Source organism: Microvirga sp. VF16, from assembly GCF_016864375.1.
GTDB lineage: Bacteria > Pseudomonadota > Alphaproteobacteria > Rhizobiales > Beijerinckiaceae > Microvirga.
Map to the genome: position 1 here is coordinate 2764910 of NZ_CP069354.1, position 18100 is coordinate 2783009.

Annotated in this window: 10 protein-coding genes; 8 read left to right on the forward strand and 2 right to left on the reverse strand. The window is 54.8% G+C overall.

All coding sequences use genetic code 11. From position 1 onward, the window contains the following. Positions 1 to 341 precede the first annotated feature (341 nt). Positions 342 to 1232, reverse strand: a complete 891-nt coding sequence (locus tag JO965_RS12980) for an aldo/keto reductase (RefSeq protein ID WP_371826879.1) — start codon at positions 1230 to 1232, stop codon at positions 342 to 344. A 473-nt stretch (positions 1233 to 1705) separates the two neighbouring features. Here JO965_RS12980 and JO965_RS12985 point away from each other — a divergent pair, with 473 nt between their 5' ends. The 8 genes from JO965_RS12985 (at position 1706) to JO965_RS49345 (ending at position 15351) form a co-directional block, all read left to right on the forward strand. Continuing rightward, positions 1706 to 2800 carry an IS110 family transposase gene (locus tag JO965_RS12985; RefSeq protein ID WP_203439323.1) on the forward strand — a complete coding sequence of 365 codons (1095 nt, stop codon included), beginning with the start codon at positions 1706 to 1708 and terminating at the stop codon, positions 2798 to 2800. A 396-nt stretch (positions 2801 to 3196) separates the two neighbouring features. Further along, the gene (locus JO965_RS12990; protein WP_203439327.1) at positions 3197 to 4276 is read left to right on the forward strand and encodes an IS630 family transposase; all 1080 of its coding nucleotides are present in this window, start codon (positions 3197 to 3199) and stop codon (positions 4274 to 4276) included. Positions 4277 to 4481: 205 nt separating this feature from the next. After that, positions 4482 to 5753 (forward strand): polysaccharide biosynthesis/export family protein, encoded by a 1272-nt coding sequence (locus JO965_RS12995; protein WP_203439328.1) that lies wholly within the window; start codon positions 4482 to 4484, stop codon positions 5751 to 5753. A gap of 385 nt (positions 5754 to 6138) precedes the next feature. Next, a protein-coding gene (locus JO965_RS13000; protein ID WP_203439329.1) for an IS630 family transposase occupies positions 6139 to 7244 on the forward strand; the annotation gives its coding sequence in 2 pieces (ribosomal slippage) (positions 6139 to 6559 and positions 6559 to 7244; 1107 coding nt in all). Between the two features lie 1045 nt (positions 7245 to 8289). Then, positions 8290 to 9333, forward strand: coding sequence for a glycosyltransferase family 4 protein (locus tag JO965_RS13005; RefSeq protein WP_203439330.1), 1044 nt, complete (start codon positions 8290 to 8292; stop codon positions 9331 to 9333). A gap of 71 nt (positions 9334 to 9404) precedes the next feature. Beyond that, positions 9405 to 11402, forward strand: coding sequence for an asparagine synthase (glutamine-hydrolyzing) (asnB, locus tag JO965_RS13010; RefSeq protein WP_203439331.1), 1998 nt, complete (start codon positions 9405 to 9407; stop codon positions 11400 to 11402). 2122 nt (positions 11403 to 13524) lie between these two features. Continuing rightward, the gene (locus JO965_RS13015; RefSeq protein WP_203439332.1) at positions 13525 to 14490 is read left to right on the forward strand and encodes an ATP-grasp domain-containing protein; all 966 of its coding nucleotides are present in this window, start codon (positions 13525 to 13527) and stop codon (positions 14488 to 14490) included. Positions 14491 to 14532: 42 nt separating this feature from the next. Beyond that, positions 14533 to 15351 (forward strand): metallophosphoesterase, encoded by an 819-nt coding sequence (locus tag JO965_RS49345; RefSeq protein ID WP_203439333.1) that lies wholly within the window; start codon positions 14533 to 14535, stop codon positions 15349 to 15351. 189 nt (positions 15352 to 15540) lie between these two features. Here the strand turns inward: JO965_RS49345 and JO965_RS13025 are convergent, their stop codons facing one another. Next, positions 15541 to 17244 (reverse strand): GNAT family N-acetyltransferase, encoded by a 1704-nt coding sequence (locus tag JO965_RS13025; protein ID WP_203439334.1) that lies wholly within the window; start codon positions 17242 to 17244, stop codon positions 15541 to 15543. Positions 17245 to 18100 lie beyond the last annotated feature (856 nt).

The following is an 18100-nucleotide window of genomic DNA, read 5'->3' on the forward strand; positions in this document are numbered from 1 at the left end:
ACAAGCAGGCCACACCAGAGCTCAGAGCGGAAGCCCCTCTGACTTGGAATTGGCGGAAAAAGGTCTAGGTCACCAGCGCCGCTGGGCCGCCTGCGAAGAGGCAAAGCGGGATCTGTACGGCGACAGCGAGGGCTACTACAATCGACAGCATATCCACTCGTCACTCAGCTCTCTCACACGCGAACAGGCTGAGCAGAAAACGGGCTAACCCAGTGTCCACGCATTCAGGAGAGGATCATCGCTCATCTCCTCCAATGGAGAGGGTTGAGATGAATGAAGCACGAAGGCCTCATGCCTCATAGCCTCCGATCTAGTTAGAGCCGCCGTTGCTCTAGGAAGGCTCACTGTCCGTCCAGGCGCCTGAGGGCAGAGATCCGCTCCATCTGCTGGTCGGACAGCTCAAAATTGAAGATGTCCAGATTTTCGGCAATGCGATGCTGGTTGCAAGATCTAGGAATTGCAATGGTCGCCGGCTGCTGCAGATGCCAGCGGAGCACTACTTGGGCCGCTGTCTTGCCATGGGCGGATGCAATCGCCAGGATAGTCGGATCTATCAGCAGAGCGTTTCTGTCAAGAAGGAGCGCTGTGCCCCAGACGAAGGGGGCCACAAAACCTTTGCCCAGGGCCGATACAGCCGCTCGAATAATGCGGCGCTCCGTGAGACCGCCTTGGCCAAGCGGAGAATAGGATGCAAAGGCTATCCCATGCTTCTGACATGCCGCTCGCGTGCGGCTCTGATCGAGATAGGGGTGGTATTCGCACTGGTTGATTACGAGCGGCTCGCCCGCCAACTGCACGGCTTTCTCCAGCAGCGGGGCTGAGAAGTTGGAGACACCAATGTGGCGCGCCAGCCCCTGCCGCTTGGCGTCGCTTAACGCACGCATGGTAGCCGCGAGAGAGATATTTTTGTTCGGCCCGTGGATTAGGAGAAGATCGACGGAGGAGAGACCAAGCCGTCGGAGGCTGGCCTCGGCCGAACGCCGGAGATCATCCGGCTTAAGATCGCTGTGCCAGACCTTGGTGGTGATGAAGACTTCGTCCTGTGGCACACCTGATGCCTTCAGGCCAGCTCCCACAGCCGCCTCGTTGTCATACATGGCTGCTGTATCGATGTGGCGGTAACCCATCTCCAGCGCCCATTGCACGGCGTTTGAACAAACCTCGCCGCGCAGGGGCCAAGTTCCAAGTCCGAGGGCAGGAATGCGGGCTCCATTGGCCTCGACGAATGGCACTGGTGTCATGGCGCCTCCCGATGCATTGCTTGGCGACATTCACAGGAATGTTTGCCCGCGTCGGCGTAGATGGTTTCAATGAAATTAGAGCATTTTTGACAAAGCGGATCCGGGTTACCGTCAAGAATGCAGCACAGCAAAGAGAAGACATTATTCCACGCGAATGGAAACAGCTCTAGTAGCAGCTTCGTGGAATTAATGCGTAGCTGCGTCAGGATATCAAGTCCCAGACAGACTACGCGGTCAGGACTGTTGTTTCGGTCGAGACGGCCTGCGGCTGGGAGTAGAGCCATTATCCTCGCAAGGGCCAGCTAGGTGCTGCTGGTACTGCTGGATTACAATAGAGTACAGTGTTGCCGACCACCTAGACCAAATGTTCGCCTGAGATTGGGGCGACCCGTCTCACAGTATGCAGGTGTTCGAGGATTGCGCCGGATGGTTCGGCGCCGAGCCTCATGCATCGGAGACGGGTCATGGGTGAGCCTATCATCTTTGTCGGATTGGATGTGCACAAAGACACCATCACGGTGGCGCTGGCTGAAGAGGGCCAGCGCGGCGAAGTGCGCGAGTATGGCCGGATCGCCAACACGCCTGCAGATCTCAAAAAGCTGGTGGACAAGCTGGGATGCACAGGCCGCACTCTGCGGTTCTGCTACGAGGCGGGTCCATGCGGCTATGGCATCCAGCGTCAACTAACGGCGGCCGGGCACGTGTGTGTGGTGGTGGCTCCCTCACTGATCCCGCGCAAGCCAGGCGAGCGCATCAAGACCGACCGGCGCGATGCCAGCAACTTGGCCAGGCTGCATCGGGCCGGCGAACTCACCTCCGTCTGGGTTCCTGATCCGGCTCATGAGGCCCTGCGCGATCTGGTTCGGGCCCGTCTGGCGGCAGTGCGAGCCTTGCGCCAAGCCCGTCAGCAGCTCTCGGGCTTTCTCCTGCGCCATGGGCGACATTACAACCGACCGGCTTGGACCCTGATGCACCGGCGTTGGCTGGCCGGACTGCGCTTTGACCAGGAGATCCACCACGTTGTGCTGGAGGATCTCATCGCGACGGTCGAAGCTGCCACAGAGCGACGGGACCGGCTGACGCGTCAGATCGAGATGGTCCTGCCCACCTGGTCTCTGGCTCCGGTCGTCCGAGCCCTGCAGGCTTTGCGCGGCATCGCCCTGGTGAACGCGGCCACGATCATTGCCGAACTCGGTGACCTGACGCGCTTTGCCAACCCGCGGCATCTGATGGCTTACCTTGGGCTGGTTCCCTCTGAACAGTCCAGCGGCCAGAGGAGACGCCAGGGTGGGATCACCAAAGCCGGGAATGGGGCGGCCCGGCGCCTGTTGATCGAAGCCGCCTGGTGTTACCGCTTTCCGGCGCGGGTCAGCCGCGAGCTGCTGCTGCGGCAGGAGGGCTTGGCTTCCACGATCCGGGACACAGCCTGGAAGGCCCAGCTGCGGCTGTGCCGGCGTTATCGCCGACTGTCCCAAGCCGGCAAGCTGCCGACTGTGGTGACCACCGCCATCGCCCGCGAACTGGCTGGCTTTGTCTGGGCCATTGCCCGGCAGGCGTAGGCCCCGCTGATCCGCTGCCAATCCAACTCAGGGAGGTGCGCCGCGCTCATTAACATCATCTGCAGCCGAGCAAGGCCGGAGGTGCGATCCCGGCAGGAGAACCCTCGCCACCCACTACCAGCCGGATCCACTCCGACGCTGGTTCCTAGACCGAGGCAGCTCCGCGACGCATCAGGTCCTGCGGTTTTGATCCGCGTATCAGAGGATGATCAACCGTCGTTTCAGGATCGTGCCTCCTGCTTTGCCCGGGTGCAGCTGTCCTCAACCGCTGGCCAGATAAGCCAGAACTTTTCTGTTGCCTGCTGCTTGAAATGGCGAACATGAGAGTGGTTTCCGCCTAACAAAAGAGTCCGTTTGAAGGATTCCCCTTAGCCGGTGTGCATGCGAGGCTGTGGCATGCGCACTGGCATCTCGATCACCCTGACGTCCTCCGACCGGCATCGCCTTGAGGCACTGACCAGCAACCGGAACACGGCCCAGAAACACGTCTGGCGGGCTGCCATCGTGCTGCTGAGCGCCGATGGCGTCGGCACAACCGAAATCATGCGTTGGACCGGCACCTCCAAAACCTGCGTCTGGCGCTGGCAGGAGCGCTTCATGCAGGAGGGTGTCGACGGCCTGCTGCGCGACAAGACCCGCCCCTCCCGGATCAAGCCGCTTGGGCCTGACATCGCCGAGTGGGTGGTCAACCTGACGCTGGCCGACCCACCGGTCGAGGCAACGCACTGGACCGCTGCTATGATGGCCAAGGAGACTGGCATCAGCGCCAGTGCCGTCCGGCGCATCTGGCGAGCGCATGGCCTCCAGCCGCATCGCTATCGCCAATTCAAGCTCTCCAACGATCCCCGGTTCGCCGAGAAACTGCGGGACGTGGTCGGGCTCTACGTCGACCCGCCTGCTCATGCCATCGTGCTCTCTGTTGATGAGAAGAGCCAGATCCAGGCGCTCGACCGCACCCAGCCCGGTCTGCCGCTGAAGAAGGGCCGGCTTGGAACCATGACGCACGACTACAAACGCCATGGCACCACCACGCTGTTTGCCGCTCTGAACGTGCTGGATGGCTCCGTCATCGGGCGCAACATGCAGCGCCACCGGCATCAGGAATTCATCCGCTTCCTTAACGCCATTGAAGCCCAGGTGCCACCTGGCAAGGCCGTGCACGTGATCCTTGACAACTATGCGGCTCATAAACACCCCAAGGTTCGAGCCTGGTTGGATCGCCACGAGCGCTTCACCTTCCACTTCACCCCGACCTCATGCTCGTGGCTCAATGCGGTGGAGGGCTTCTTCGCCAAGCTGACCCGGCAGCGGCTCAAGCGCGGCGTGTTCCATTCGGTGGTTGACCTTCAGGCGGCCATCAGCCGGTACGTTGCCGAGACGAATGCCAGTCCCAAGCCCTTCACGTGGACGGCTGATCCAGATGAAATCATTGCCGCCGTCAGGCGTGGGCACCAAGCGTTAGATTCCGTCCACTAGTTAGTAGGAAATCTCAGCAATCTAACTCCTGGTTTAGTCGTATTACCTCCTTCGTGTAGTATCTCTTATTGAAGGAGTCTTCTATAAGCTGCAAGGCATTGATCCTACTGATGGCTGGATAGGCTGTGCGTTGAGGCAACCTCCGAGAAACTGAAGAATGTCCTCATAGAAAAAGATCCGCTACGAACCTAGTAGAGGAGGTTTCATGTCATTCTATTATAAATCTCAGCACTCCAGTCTCCCTTCGATCAAGAAAGCAATGACGATAGCCTTGACCTTGCTGTCGTTCGGCTCTTCAGGAGTCTCAGCGAACTATCTCATAGCACCGGGCGACGTAATCGAGATTTCAGTAGTGAGCCTACCTGAGCTTCGTCAGAGAGCCGTCGTTAACATCGAAGGCCAAGTATCATACCCATTAATCGGCACCTTGAATGTCGCTGGGCTTTCGTTAAGCGACCTTCAGCATAAACTAAAGAATGAACTTACCAACAAATCCGTCCGCAGCCGAGCGTCTGATGGAAGTGAGAGAGCCATCTATATCTATCCTGAAGAGATTTCGGCTGTAATCGTTGAACACAGACCGATCTACGTCAACGGAGACGTATCAAAACCAGGAGAGCTGGCCTTCCGTCCAGGAATGACCATTCGACAAGCAGTCGCACTTTCCGGAGGCCTAGATGTCATGCGCCTCCGGACTGGCGATCCAGCTCTCCAAGAGATGGATTTGCAATTGGAAAGTCAACTTCTCCGTACCGAGTACCTGCGCCAGAAGGCTATTATTTCTAGATTATTAGGTGAATTGAACAGAGGACCGGAGAATAGCCAAAAGGCGGATAACATCCCACCCGCTGAGGGCATCTCAAAGATCCAGAAGGCACAGACGGAAGAACTTGAACTCTCCTTGGAGGATCATCGAAAAGAGGTCGGATCATTGGGAAGGTTCATAGAACAAACTGAATCTCAGATTATTACACTCGGGCGTATGCGTGAGGAGTTGATGCAAAGCTATCAGCAGCAGGCGAATGAAGTTGCCCGCCTGAAGGCTAATTTTGAGAAAGGGTTGGCCCCAATAGCAAGGATTTCCGAGGAGCAGCGAGCTCTCAGTTTTGTATCTGAGAGATTGCTGCAAACAGAGGCAGAGCTTGCAGTGGCCAAAAGAGGCCGCGAAGAGCAAAGGCGCCAGTTAGAGAAGGCAGAGGATCAACGGCGTCTGAGGCTTATGCGTGAGCTGGAGGGAGCAGAGAACAGACTTTCAGAGCTGCGGACCAGAATTCAAGGAACGGACGGCAAACTGGCTTATGCTGGAGTTCTGAAGTCGCAACTCCTAGAAGATTCCGGAGGCAAGCCAAATCTCAAGGTTTTTAGAAGGATTGCGAATACTTGGGAGAGCTACGAGGCTGAATTTGAAATGGAGCTCATGCCTGGGGATGTTGTAGAGATCGCGCTGCAGCGAAATTCACTGAAAGCATCTCAATGATTCACTCGACCTCTCCTTTGATATATGAAGGTTTATTCTTGATTAGAGGCACATGAACCGTATTTCTTAGCTCGACTTTGACAAGCTCGGCGGGTGGTTCGGAGCGCAGGAACGGCGAAGCGGACGATTGGTAGACTGGTTCGTTCCCGCCAAGAGACACAACTATGCTAGAGCAGCTCACCCGCTTTGCGGCGATCACATTGATGGTTGATTCCCGAGCTATTAGGATGTCTTCGCTGCGGGAGATCGTGGTCACGCTGAATGCGCGGCGCATTCCGACAGTGAAGTGCGGAGAGTGATCGTCCATCTAGTCCTTGGCCACAGGGGAGCTGCGGGATTGGTCAAGCGGGTGTAGACTGGGCTATTCTGAGGGAGGGCTGCTCCCATGCTCAAGCGCTACCACGTCGACCTCACTCGTAACGAGCGCACAGAACTTCTTGGCCTGCTCAACAAAGGCATTGCCCCGGCCCGCACACTCACCCGCGCCCGCATTCTGCTCGCTGCGGATGAGCAAAAGACCGATGCCGAGATCGCGGCTAGCCTGCATGTCCATCCCGCCACGGTCGAGCGCACGCGGCGGCGCTTTGTCGAAGGCAGAGCTGCCTGCGCCCTGCACGAGAAACCGCGGCCCGGCGGCCGGCCTTTACTCGATCGCAAGCAGGAGGCGTTCCTGGTGGCACTGGCCTGCAGCCATGCGCCGTCAGGACGCGGCCATTGGACCATGCAGCTGCTGGCCGACCGCCTGGTGGAGCTCGGGGTGGTGGAAACCATCAGCGACGAGACGGTGCGCCGCGCGCTCAAAAAAACACACTGAAGCCGTGGGCCCGCAAGCAGTGGTGCATCGCGTCAGTGGGAGCAGACTTCGTCTGGCGCATGGAGGATGTGCTCGACCTCTATGCCGAGCCCTACACTGCTGATCGGCCGGTGGTCTGCTTCGACGAGCTGCCGTTCCAGCTGCTCGCCGACAAACGGGCGTCCCAGCCGATGGCTCCCGGTCGCGCCGCACGGATGGACTATGAGTACCGCCGGCAGGGCACCGCCAACCTGTTCGTGTGCTTTGAACCGCTGGCCGGCTGGCGGCATGTCGAGATCACCGCGCGCCGGACCAATCGCGATTTTGCCGAGCAGATGCGGGCTCTCGCGGATGAGTACTATCCCGCGGCGGCGGTGATTGCGGTCGTGCTGGACAATCTCAGCACACACTCTCCGGCGGCTCTGTACCAGACCTTCTCGCCGGCCGAGGCTCGGCGTCTCGTCAAGCGGCTGGAATTCCATTACACGCCCAAGCATGGGAGCTGGCTCAACATGGCGGAACTGGAGTTCGCCATCCTCAGCCGTCAGTGCCTGCATCGGCATCTTCGGAACCGAACTGTGCTCCGCTGCGAGATCGCCGCCTGGGAAGCCGAACGCAATCGGGCCAGAGCAAAGGCACATTGGCAGTTCACCACAACACAGGCTCGCGCCAAACTACGGCGGCTCTACCCTGCATGATCCCTGTGGCCAAGGACTAGGTGAACCGGGCGCGGAAGCGGATTTGAGCCACTTCTTAGGCCAGTCTTTCGCCCACCTCTTGATAATGGGAAAGCCCGGCAGAACGCCCTGATCGAGGGTTTCAGCGATTGGTTGAGCGATGAGTGCCTCAACGGGACCCTGTTCACCCCGTTGCATCATACCCGGTAAGTTCTCGAAGTATCAGCGGACGGATTACAACACCATTCGCCCGCGTTCAGCCTTAAAAGGGATGGCTCCAATCGACTTGGTCAAGCACGCCACAAGGCAGTCGGAAGAACCGATCCTCCCGGTTGCCACTAACCCTCTCAAAGGGCATCAATTGACCAGCGGTAGAAGAAGCTCGGGGCTCACGTCAACTGCCGCAAATCCTCCTGCTGCTGGAGAGCCTAGCGGATATCCTGCCGTGGCTGGTGACCGACCGCGGGTATACCAGCAGCTTCCTCGAGCATGTCTGACGCATAAGGGCAAAGCCGGCAATCCTGCAGTAGCGCCACGAGGCGCCGGTTGCCCGTCCGGACGCTGGATCTAGAACAATCGCAATGTGGTCGAGCGCCTCTGGGTCAGGCTTAAGGAGTGACGCGCCGGTACAACCCGCTACGAGAGGGCTGCATCGTCATTCATCAGGTGCTCTGCATCGCCGCCACTCTAGATCGACCCAAGTGCTAACAATACCTAGAGGATCGTTTGAGTGATTATCGTGATGGCTAGATGATCTATTTGGCCTATGGTCGAGACATTTCGCTCATGGGCGGTGGATCAATGCGGTTGTTGCCGCAACCACCATCTGCTCCGCTTCCGTCACGTGGAAATCGGTTGTTGGAATCGACGAGACTATGTGTGTTTTTATTTCATCAGTGCCTCTTTACGATTACCACCTGAGCAGAAGGTGAAATATCTATGAATATTTGCAGCCATGCATTAGCATCGTATTGGTCAGATCCAATATCGGCTCACATCTATGTTGCGTGCTCGATATCAGCTTGTCTAATCACCTAAGCAGAACGCCCTTATATGGGAGTTTATCATGGAAGCGCCGATCCGGGTCTTGATGATTACCTCCGAATGGCCCACCCAAGAAATCCCATTTGCCGTGCCGTTTCTTGTGCAACAGGTCGAATTCCTTAAGCGTGCAGGCGTGGAAGTGGAGGTATTCTACTTTCGTGGCGCTAAAAACCCGATTAATTATTTTAAAGCCTGGCGGAGACTTCAACGGCAGTACAAATATAGATGGAACGAGTTCGATCTCGTTCACGCGCAGTTTGGACAGGCAGCGCTTATTCCCTGGCCAAAGCGATTGCCCCTCGTGATAACTTTCCATGGTGTAGACATGTTGGGGTACCTGTCGCACACAGGGCGTATGACACTGCAAGGAAAGTTGCTGGTATGGCTGGGGCAGATGGTGGCACATTTCGCTGATGCGGTGCTCATTGTCTCAAACGAGATGAGGCGGAATCTGCCTGCTTCGATTCCGCTGCACATGCTGCCGACGGGCGTAGATCTCGCTTCAATGCCTTGCCTGACACGGGAAGAGGCTCGACGCCAGCTAGGGCTTTCGCTCGACGAGCGCCTGATTTTATTCGTTGGCAACCCTAACGATCCGCGCAAGCGCAGCAGTCGGGCGCGCGAGGCTGTTGATGTCCTTAATAGCAGACTGCCTGCTAGGCTCATAATAGGATGGGGTAAACCGCACAAAGATATCATCGCATTGATGTACGCCTGTGATGTGCTCGTAGTAACTTCTTTGCAAGAGGGATCTCCAACGATAGTTAAAGAGGCTCTCGCGTGCAACCTCGGAGTCGTTTCAGTTGTCGTTGGTGATGTGGTTGAGCGTCTAAAGGACATCGATGGATGTGAAGTGGTGGCTGATGATAAACCTGAAACCATTGCTGCAGCACTCGAAAGAGCCTTGCGCCACGATGGACGGATCAGAGGTCGCGAGGCTGTTGAGGAACTGGACGAGAGAGTCCTAACGGAAAAACTCATCAGGATCTATCAGTCAATCATAGGACGATCGAAACCTGCCATCAAAATGCAGGACCACTCGCTCGCCTCCAGCAGAAGCCGGTAGCGCAATTAGGTGATGAAACCAGTGTGTGCACCGCTACCGCGCAAGAAAACTTGTAACCATTCTCGGAGGTGATGCTGATGTGTGGCATCGTAGGGGCTTTTAGCCTTAGTGGCGAACCAATTGATGTGAACGTTTTGCAGCGTATGAACGATTTGCAATCACATCGGGGGCCCGATGGAGAGGGGTTCTTGCTGGGCTGGCTCAATGGAGACAAAACAGAGCAGGCCTTGGTCCGGAACACTGCAGAGTTTGAGCGGAATAACAGGGTAGAAATTGCCCTAGGACACCGCCGTCTGGCGATCCTGGATCTAATGGATCGTGGGCTGCAACCGATGACTGTAGGGGAGGGGCGAATCTGGATTGTCTTCAATGGTGAGATTTACAATCATTTGGAATTGAAGACGAAGCTGGAGGCCTGCGGATACACCTTTACAACCCGAACGGATACTGAAGTTCTTTTGCAGGCGTATCGGCACTGGGGTGAGGATTGCTTGTCGCATATTGAAGGAATGTATGCCTTCGCCATCTGGGATGGGAGACGAGGGCAATTGTTCTGCGCTCGTGATCGATTTGGAATTAAGCCCTTCTATTATGCTATGGTGAACGGCTATTTCGTCTTCGCGTCGGAGATAAAAGCACTGCTCGCATTCCCAGGAGTCGGCGCTGTTGCAGATGATGAAGCAGTCCTTAGCTTCCTGACTCATGGCAACTGTGATTATGGCGAACGGACGATGTTTCGTGGAGTCAAGGCTTTGCCGGCATCGAACTGCATTAGTATAGAAATTCGTTCAAATAAGCTTCTGCAGAGATCTTACTATCAACTAAAACCAACGATGGTACGTAATCTCTCAGATGATGAGCAGATCGAGAGACTGCGGGAGCTTTTGGTCGGTACAGTACGCAAACATCTGATCAGTGATGTGCGGATTGGTAGCTGCCTAAGTGGTGGGCTAGACTCATCAGCTGTTGTCTCGCTGATCGGGAACATCTGCCGGAATTATCCTGAAGCAGCAAGTGCAGTAGGAGACAAGCTTCGCACCTTCACTTCATGCTATGAGTATCGAGAGCTTGATGAGCGGAATTATGCTCTAGCCGTTGCCGATGCCGTCGGAGCTGAACCCCAACTTGTATTTCCATCAGCTGAAGATTTCTGGACGGATTTTGAGCGCTTCGCGTGGCACCAAGATATGCCAAGTGGCGGTCTTAGCTTCTATGCTCAATGGCGTGTAATGAGGGCAGCGAAAGAAGCCGGAGTTAAAGTGTTGCTCGACGGACAGGGTGGCGATGAGGTCTTTGGCGGTTATGCCAAATTTCGCTATGCGTATCTAGTATCCTTACTCCGTTCGCGTCGCTTTCCAACATTGATAGGCGAAGCTGCTGCGATGGTGCGGCATGGTGACAGATATGTGCTCGATCTGCGGAACGGCTATCGTTACCTCCCCAAGAGCCTGCGTCGACTGTTCAATGTCGATTCTGCCTTAAAAGATACAATTAGAACGGACTGGGACAAAGTTGTATCGGACCGGAGTACGCCGGCTACACGTTGGTGGCTCAATGCTTCAGGTTCGCAGGATAGCAGCCTTAGCAATCTTGGCACGATGATGCAGCGCATTCAGATCGACGACATTTTCATCGATACTCTGCCACAGTTATTGAGATTTGAAGACCGCTCCTCGATGGCGTTTTCAATTGAGGCGCGTGTACCGCTACTTGATCGGCAACTGGTTGAGCATGGTATCTCCCTTCCGGATAACCTGAAAGTAAGAGATGGTTGGAGTAAATTCGCAATTCGGAAAGCAATGCAAGGACTAATGCCTGAACCGGTCCGGCTACGCAAGAGCAAGTTAGGATTTGCGGCTCCCGATCGCATTTGGTTGTCGCGAGACCTGCGGCCACAGGTGGGCGAGTTGATCGAAAGCAACCTGCGATGCCAAAAATACATTGATCCATCTGCGCTGCGACAGTGGTATAAGTCAGCCAAGGCTGAAAGGGCCAACACAGAATCGTACTTAGGATTGTTCAGAGTTATGTCTCTTGAGACATGGATGCGCGTGTTTAATGTTTCATGAAGGCGACCTTGTATTAGTCGGCTTATAAGCGTATTGAGTTTGCCCGTGCGTTCGTTTAGGCATTAAGAGTAGACTTCAGGCGTCTAAGCTCCAGCATGCAGTTCAAGGCACCGGTGGAGAAAAGAATTTTGGTTGCACGCCATCGAGTATCGTCAACTTAACGAGCTGAGATCGGCCCGAATGTGCTAGGCCATTGGGCAGTAGGCCGTCACCATATCAGTGATGTTTACCCAGGCTATGAAGACTTGAGTTCGCGGCTTTTGATGACGGCGGCGCTGAGTTTGGACATTGGCGGAAGAGATTTTCCACTTAGTCATAACCGGCGAGAAATTCTCGGGCGCGCTTGGCTGATCTGAAACGCTCCAATGCATTAACGTCCTATTCGATGTTATCTCGCCCAGAGCTTGAGCTCGCGGAGTATGCATCGACTGACGACTGGCGGATCTTAGGCAGTTGTGTGGTAAGCTGCCGTCATGGAGATTGATCGCGACAGGATCGACGAGCTGTCCTTTCCCTGATGGGCTCGATCGGCCCGACCAGAAGGGCCGGAGCGATGATCCGGCCGACAGGACCGGGTCCGTCGTGCTCCTGGATGCAGGGCGGCAGACCGCCGAGGAGCCCCCAGGCCCTGGTGCCGCGAAAGCCCTGAGGTCGCCCCCGAGCCGGCAAGCGTCGAGGTCCTGCGCCCGGCCGCCAACCCGCGGATCGCCCGCGCGGCCGCGATCGCTTCCGTCCAGTCGCACAGGAGCGCGCGGCCATGCGGAAGCGCCTGGAAGGGAGCGGGCGTCCGGCGATCGTCTCGCACGCTGCACGGCGGAACTTCTCGCGCACGGGCCGGGACGCGGATCGGGGTGAGCCGCGAAAGGCAAACGGCTTGTCCTGAACGCTCTAGCGCCGCCGGCGCCCTGTCCCGAGAGCCACCCATCTGCATCGGCCTGCCGACCTTCAGGCGAGCCGTAGGCTCGGAGCCTCACGCGCACGCACGGCGCTCACACGAGGCCCCACACCATGTGCTTACCTTGCAGAACCAAGACGAGGTATGAGACGAGCCGTGAAAACTGGGTGGCCAACCCGGATAGGTCATCATTGATGTAGTCAAATCAGTCACGGATCAATTCTGTCCGGCGGCATGACAGGCCTGCTGTGGAATCAGTCAAGATGGATGCTGCGCCCGATCCGGATCCGCTTGAATTGCCACCTCAATAACCGCAATGAGCAGGAACGCCGCGCCGTAAAATGCTGGCTCGTTCGATGCCAGGTTCAAGTCAGTGAACAACGCTTGCGCGAACTCCATTGGCATTGCAATTGTGTACATGAGACGCAGCGGCGGGCGAAGTATATCCGTAAGCCCACGGTCCTCCTTCTCAGAGCCGATGAGGTGATGTGTGCACCAAAGCTGTGCACAAGATGCTTTCTTGAATCTGTGTTTGGTGCGGCTGCTGACGTGTCCTCGATCCGGTGCGCATTTGCTTTTACCAAGGTCCGCTTGGTCCTATAATGCCCAGAACTTCTTGGCTTCCGGATATACTGAAGGTGATGGGTCAGGATAACTTTCTTCAAAAAACAATAAATTCTAGAATGAACTTTTGTATGGTATCCTGATTTGATATTGATTAATATTCGGGATCGGGTGATCCTTGACATGACATATTAGGGAATTAGGGCCACTGAAAGTCTCCCGAATAGGCAGCAACCGCGACTGTTAAGTGCACGAGATCGAAAGCCGGTATCGTTCTAGAGCGCAAACCCAGATAGCACGGGCAGCAATTTGCGTTACGTCTATTGCCAAGCTTTGGGCCTGATTTTTCTTACTCCTTTCATCTCGCCCTCAAGGCATCCTCCTCGCTGGAGGAATACTGCCTCGAAAATGGGAATAGCAGGAAGGTAACAAGCAATGCCCCCACGTCAGCAACACGCGCAGGCGTGCGTTATGGGTGACATGAATTTGGTGCGTCCACTCGGACTGGCTGGTATTAGCTGTGTCGTAGCGGGTCCCCCTGGCGACCCGGTCTTTCACTCGCGGTTCACTCGCAAGGAACTCTCGTGGGAAGACACCGAACCGCACGCTGAGAGGCGTCTCGACGCCCTGATCCGCTACGGAGCTGCGCAGCCGGAGCCGCCCGTGCTTTTTTATCAATCGGACTCGCAGTTGCGGCTCGTGTCGCGACACCGGGATCGGTTGGCCCAAGCCTTCCGCTTTGTACTCGCTGAACCTCTTTTAGTTGAGTCTCTGCTCGACAAAGCTAAGTTCCAGGATTTAGCAGAGCGTATGAAGTTGCCGGTACCAGCGGCTCGTCGGATTTGCCCAACTGGGAACGATCCCGAAGAAATCGGCTTAAACTTCCCAATTATCGTCAAGCCAGTGCAACACGCCGAACGCGATATGGTCGCGTGGAAGCTGATCGCCAGTTCGCATAAGGCATTGCTGGTCGAGACGCCGGAGACGCTTCGAGTGCTTTGGCCTCATTTTGTCGCGGCTAATCTCGATCTTCTTTTCCAGGAAGCTATTCTTGGGCCCGAGAATCGCATTGAGAGCTACCATGTCTACTTAGACCAAACGGGTGCCATTGTGGCTGAGTTTACTGGTCGAAAAATTCGCACTCTACCAGTTACCTGTGGGCTCAGCACTGCGGTCGAAACAACCGATGCTGCGGACGTAAGAGAAATCGGTCGAGATATCGTGCAAAAGCTTGATCTGCGTGGTGTGGCCAAACTAGATTTTAAGCGATGCTTAAAAGGTAATCTTTATCTTTTGGAGATCAACCCGCGCTTCAATCTATGGCACCATCTCGGCGCCGTCGCTGGAGTAAACCTGCCGGGACTGGTCTACGCGGATCTCACAGGATTGCCTCGGCCAGTCGGCCGCGTCGCGCGCGCTGGAGTTCGCTGGGTTGCACCATGGGCAGATATGCGTGCCGCTCAAGAAAGCGGGATCCCGATCACAACGTGGTTGTGGTGGTTGCTCCACTGCGAAGCAAAGGCTGGCATTGCATGGGATGATCCTATGCCTATTGTGAAGAAGGTGCTGGCGAGGATACCTCGCTCGCGAGGGGCGCTAGCGCAGAATGAGCCTTACGCAACCTCGTGAATATGGTGCTTATCGTGGGTGCCCACGCCGACGGAAGCTAATATGAGGTTAGCCATCATCTCGGACATTCACGCGAATGTAGAAGCCTTGCGATCGACATTGGCAGAGATATCAACCCAAAATATCGATCATATTATATGTCTTGGGGACATTGTTGGATACAATTCGGATCCTGCTCAATGCATAGACCTGCTGCGAGAGCTAAACGCACTATGCGTTGCCGGCAATCACGACCGAGCTGTCACTGGACAGCTTTCGATGGAAGGATTTGACTACACTGCGGCAAAGGCGATTCGCTGGACGCGTCGGAACCTCAGCAGTGACGCCCTTGAATATCTTAGGACACTTCCCGTAGAAGCAAGCATCGACCACCATCTCGTCGCAGTGCATGGGGCGCTTCATCCAGAGAGTGGAAAGGAGATAGTGCGCCTCAATAATGACGAGTGCCGACGGTTGAGTTTTGAAGCCCTTGTTGTGCATCCATCGCGAGCTCGGCTCTGTGCGTTCGGACACACACATCAACTCGGAATATTTGAGTTTCGGGATGGTTTCGTGCAACAGCTGAAAGGCGACCAAATCGTTCTGCAGGATGATGGATGGTACTTGATTAATCCTGGAACAGTTGGGCAGCCGAGGGTGGCCGATCGCAGAGCGACATTCCTCGTTTTCGATTCAATAGATAAGAGACTAACGGTGCATCGCATCGACTACGACACGTCTGTCCCATTCGCTAAAACACGGACGATAGCCATACTTCCGATCTGGGCCTTCCTCCCTCAGTTCGTTCGAGATTCACTTTTACGTCTTCCTAGACCCATCCGAAATACTCTCAAATGGATCATAAAGACTGTCGGAATTTAACAGCAGAAAGTATTGGCGCATCGAGGTCGAGAAGCGGTTCAGGATGGCATTGACGGATTGAGGTAGATTGGCTTGGCTGTCGTCAGGCCAATGCGCTTAATTCAAATGCTTTCTACGAGTTGCCTGCTCTGAGAATCCCCACCGGCATAGACGTCTGAGATCTCAGACCATCCACGGCACATCCACCTTTCAGGCTTCGGGTGCCCTAGTTCTCATAGCGGTGAATCCTACTGTATTGCCTTCAGCATTCGTGAAGTTATCCTTGATCTTCTCCTTGCGTGCACCTATCTGAACAATAATATTTTGAGCGGTGGTAAGCGCCACGGCATCATGGAGCCTCTGCTCCAGAGAAAGTCTAGACAGGTTGCGTTCAGATGCCTGCGGATGAGTGTAGTCATCCCAAATTAGACAGGAACTCGATAAGCTATCCGAGCTTGGATTTCGAATTTCGATTCTGCAACTATTATGTGGACTAATCCAAGAACAATGTAAGAGAATATTATTTTCTACCAGGGTGTAGGAACAATCACCTTCTTGAAGCCGCTGTGATGCACTCATAAGAAATTCAGATTTGCTGCACTCAGCGTGACTTGCTGGTTCATAACACAAGAGATCCGAAATGCAGTTTACTCGGAAAATTGATTGACTCTGTGCTCTGTTGGCTTCTTCACGGGAAACGGCGTAGTAGATTGTATGATTGGTGCCAAGAATGCTGCGGAGGCTGGACCGAACTGTGTTGATAAGAATATGGCGCAGGCCAAGACGCCTAACGTGACTGATTATGGTCGCAACAGATTGGCTCCGCTTGCCTAGAAGTTCTTTAGCCACAATGCGAATGCTCGATAGTAGCGCATCCCGAGCATGTTTAAGCCTGTCAAAGTAGATGCTAAGCACATAGACCTGATCATATTGGTCGGCTGAGCGATCTTTATACATTTCCCCGCCAGGGGTAAGATCGAGAGTTCTAAAGCCTTGGCGCCCAAGTTCTTGCGCCAGCATTAAAATAAGTATTTTCCCTGGAGAGTGTTCTGCCAGAAAGGGTGAGTGTACGACAACCCCCAAATCGACAGACGCACGATTGATTAGTCCAATATTGGCTGCCGCAAGCGTACCACCAACCATCAAGGCCGATGCATGTACTACACCCGACTTTTCCATCAACCGCAGGTAAAATTCCCGCTTCAGAGGATCATTCTTGAAGGGCAATGAGGCATTGATCGCACCTTGCCGAAGATCGCAGTAATCTGCGATGGTGCTCAGAACACCTTCGAGTTGCTCTTTGGTTTCCAAAGTTACTAAGGACAGGCGCCCATTTTTTTTAAGACGGCTGATGCGGCTCTTGTTGGATTTCTTTCGCAGCGATATCTCGGCTGGGCTGCCAGAGCCAAGAGTCAAGAGTGGACGCCTTTTCTTTTGGAGGATCGACCTCGATCCCCAGCGACTCTGCGGTGTACACCAGTCCATCGGAGATCCAGGGGGAAGATACTGGAGCTGCAATCGCCGCCCGGGATAGGCTTTGGAAAGTTCATCCAGAGCTAATTCAATGAAGCTACTGGCGTTAATTTCTGTCGCGAGCCAAACCTGATATTCGGCCTGATGAGCGCCAACATGTTCGATGGTCTCTCTTCCTCTTTTAACGGCAAGGGGAAGAAGCCCGATGAGACGGCCTATTTCGTTATACTGGATGACCAGCAGTGGCTCATAGGTTCCCTGATATGCTGAAAGCCACGCGTCAGCAAATTCCCAAGACTGACATGCGGTACTCCATGGGCAGATGCGAGCAAGTTCTGACCAAGCCTCACGAAAATCAATGCTTCGAAGTAGATCCCAAGCAGTATCTGTACGAGCAAGCTCTAATTTGGGTTTGCAGCGTGCGTCTCCAGGGTCCAGCATGGTAACAACCTGATTGCGAAAGGGCGTACCGCTTCAAGATGAATTTCCAGCACTTTAGTTTGAATTCAGAGCTTATCACATTAATATTCATTGTTAGGCCAATTGCGCCCAGTACATTCATTAAGTGATTTGTATTTCACTATGATTACCATAAGGCAAAGCCAATTATTGGTATAGCCTGGATATTAGGAGCTAGCACTAATCTCGCCTTTGGCCGATTGGGCGGCATGGCAGAGTGTACACACCAAGCAGGGTGGGGCGATCGCTGATGTGGCATGAGTCGCCCCATCTCGCATCCGACCGTCCGCGGCACGGCCGCAAGAGCTTCGGCTCGTTCGTCGCCTGGGCTCTCAGTTTCATCCTGATCAAATTCGCCCGCATGGCCTAATTCCTGAGTTGGTTCAAGATCAGTGCAGAAACGATAGTTCCGAAACCTGCACCTGCTATACTCGCAATTGCATCAATGGCACTGGGAAACCGACTTGGTGAAAGAAGTTGAAGTAATTCAAGAAAGCCGCCATAGGTCATAAGACCGACAGCTATCGGAATATCGTTCCGAGGGTAACCTATCATGAATATCATAGCCGTTACTGAATATGCGAAGAAATGTTCAAGCTGACTTGGCGCGCCTGTCCTGGCCTGAAGATCTCCGGGAATGAGTGATAGGAAAGCGAGCAGGAGAACGCTGAACCAAGCGCAATATCTAAAACTTCTCCCAAAGATATCCACCTCGAATAATCCTTTAGATCTCACTTAACGTGATCAAATGGGAGCGGGTCGTATATATGTCGCAGGAGGCGAGAGACATAGTCAATCCTGGTAAATACGAAGCTATTTGTTTTGTTCATGTTTCCCT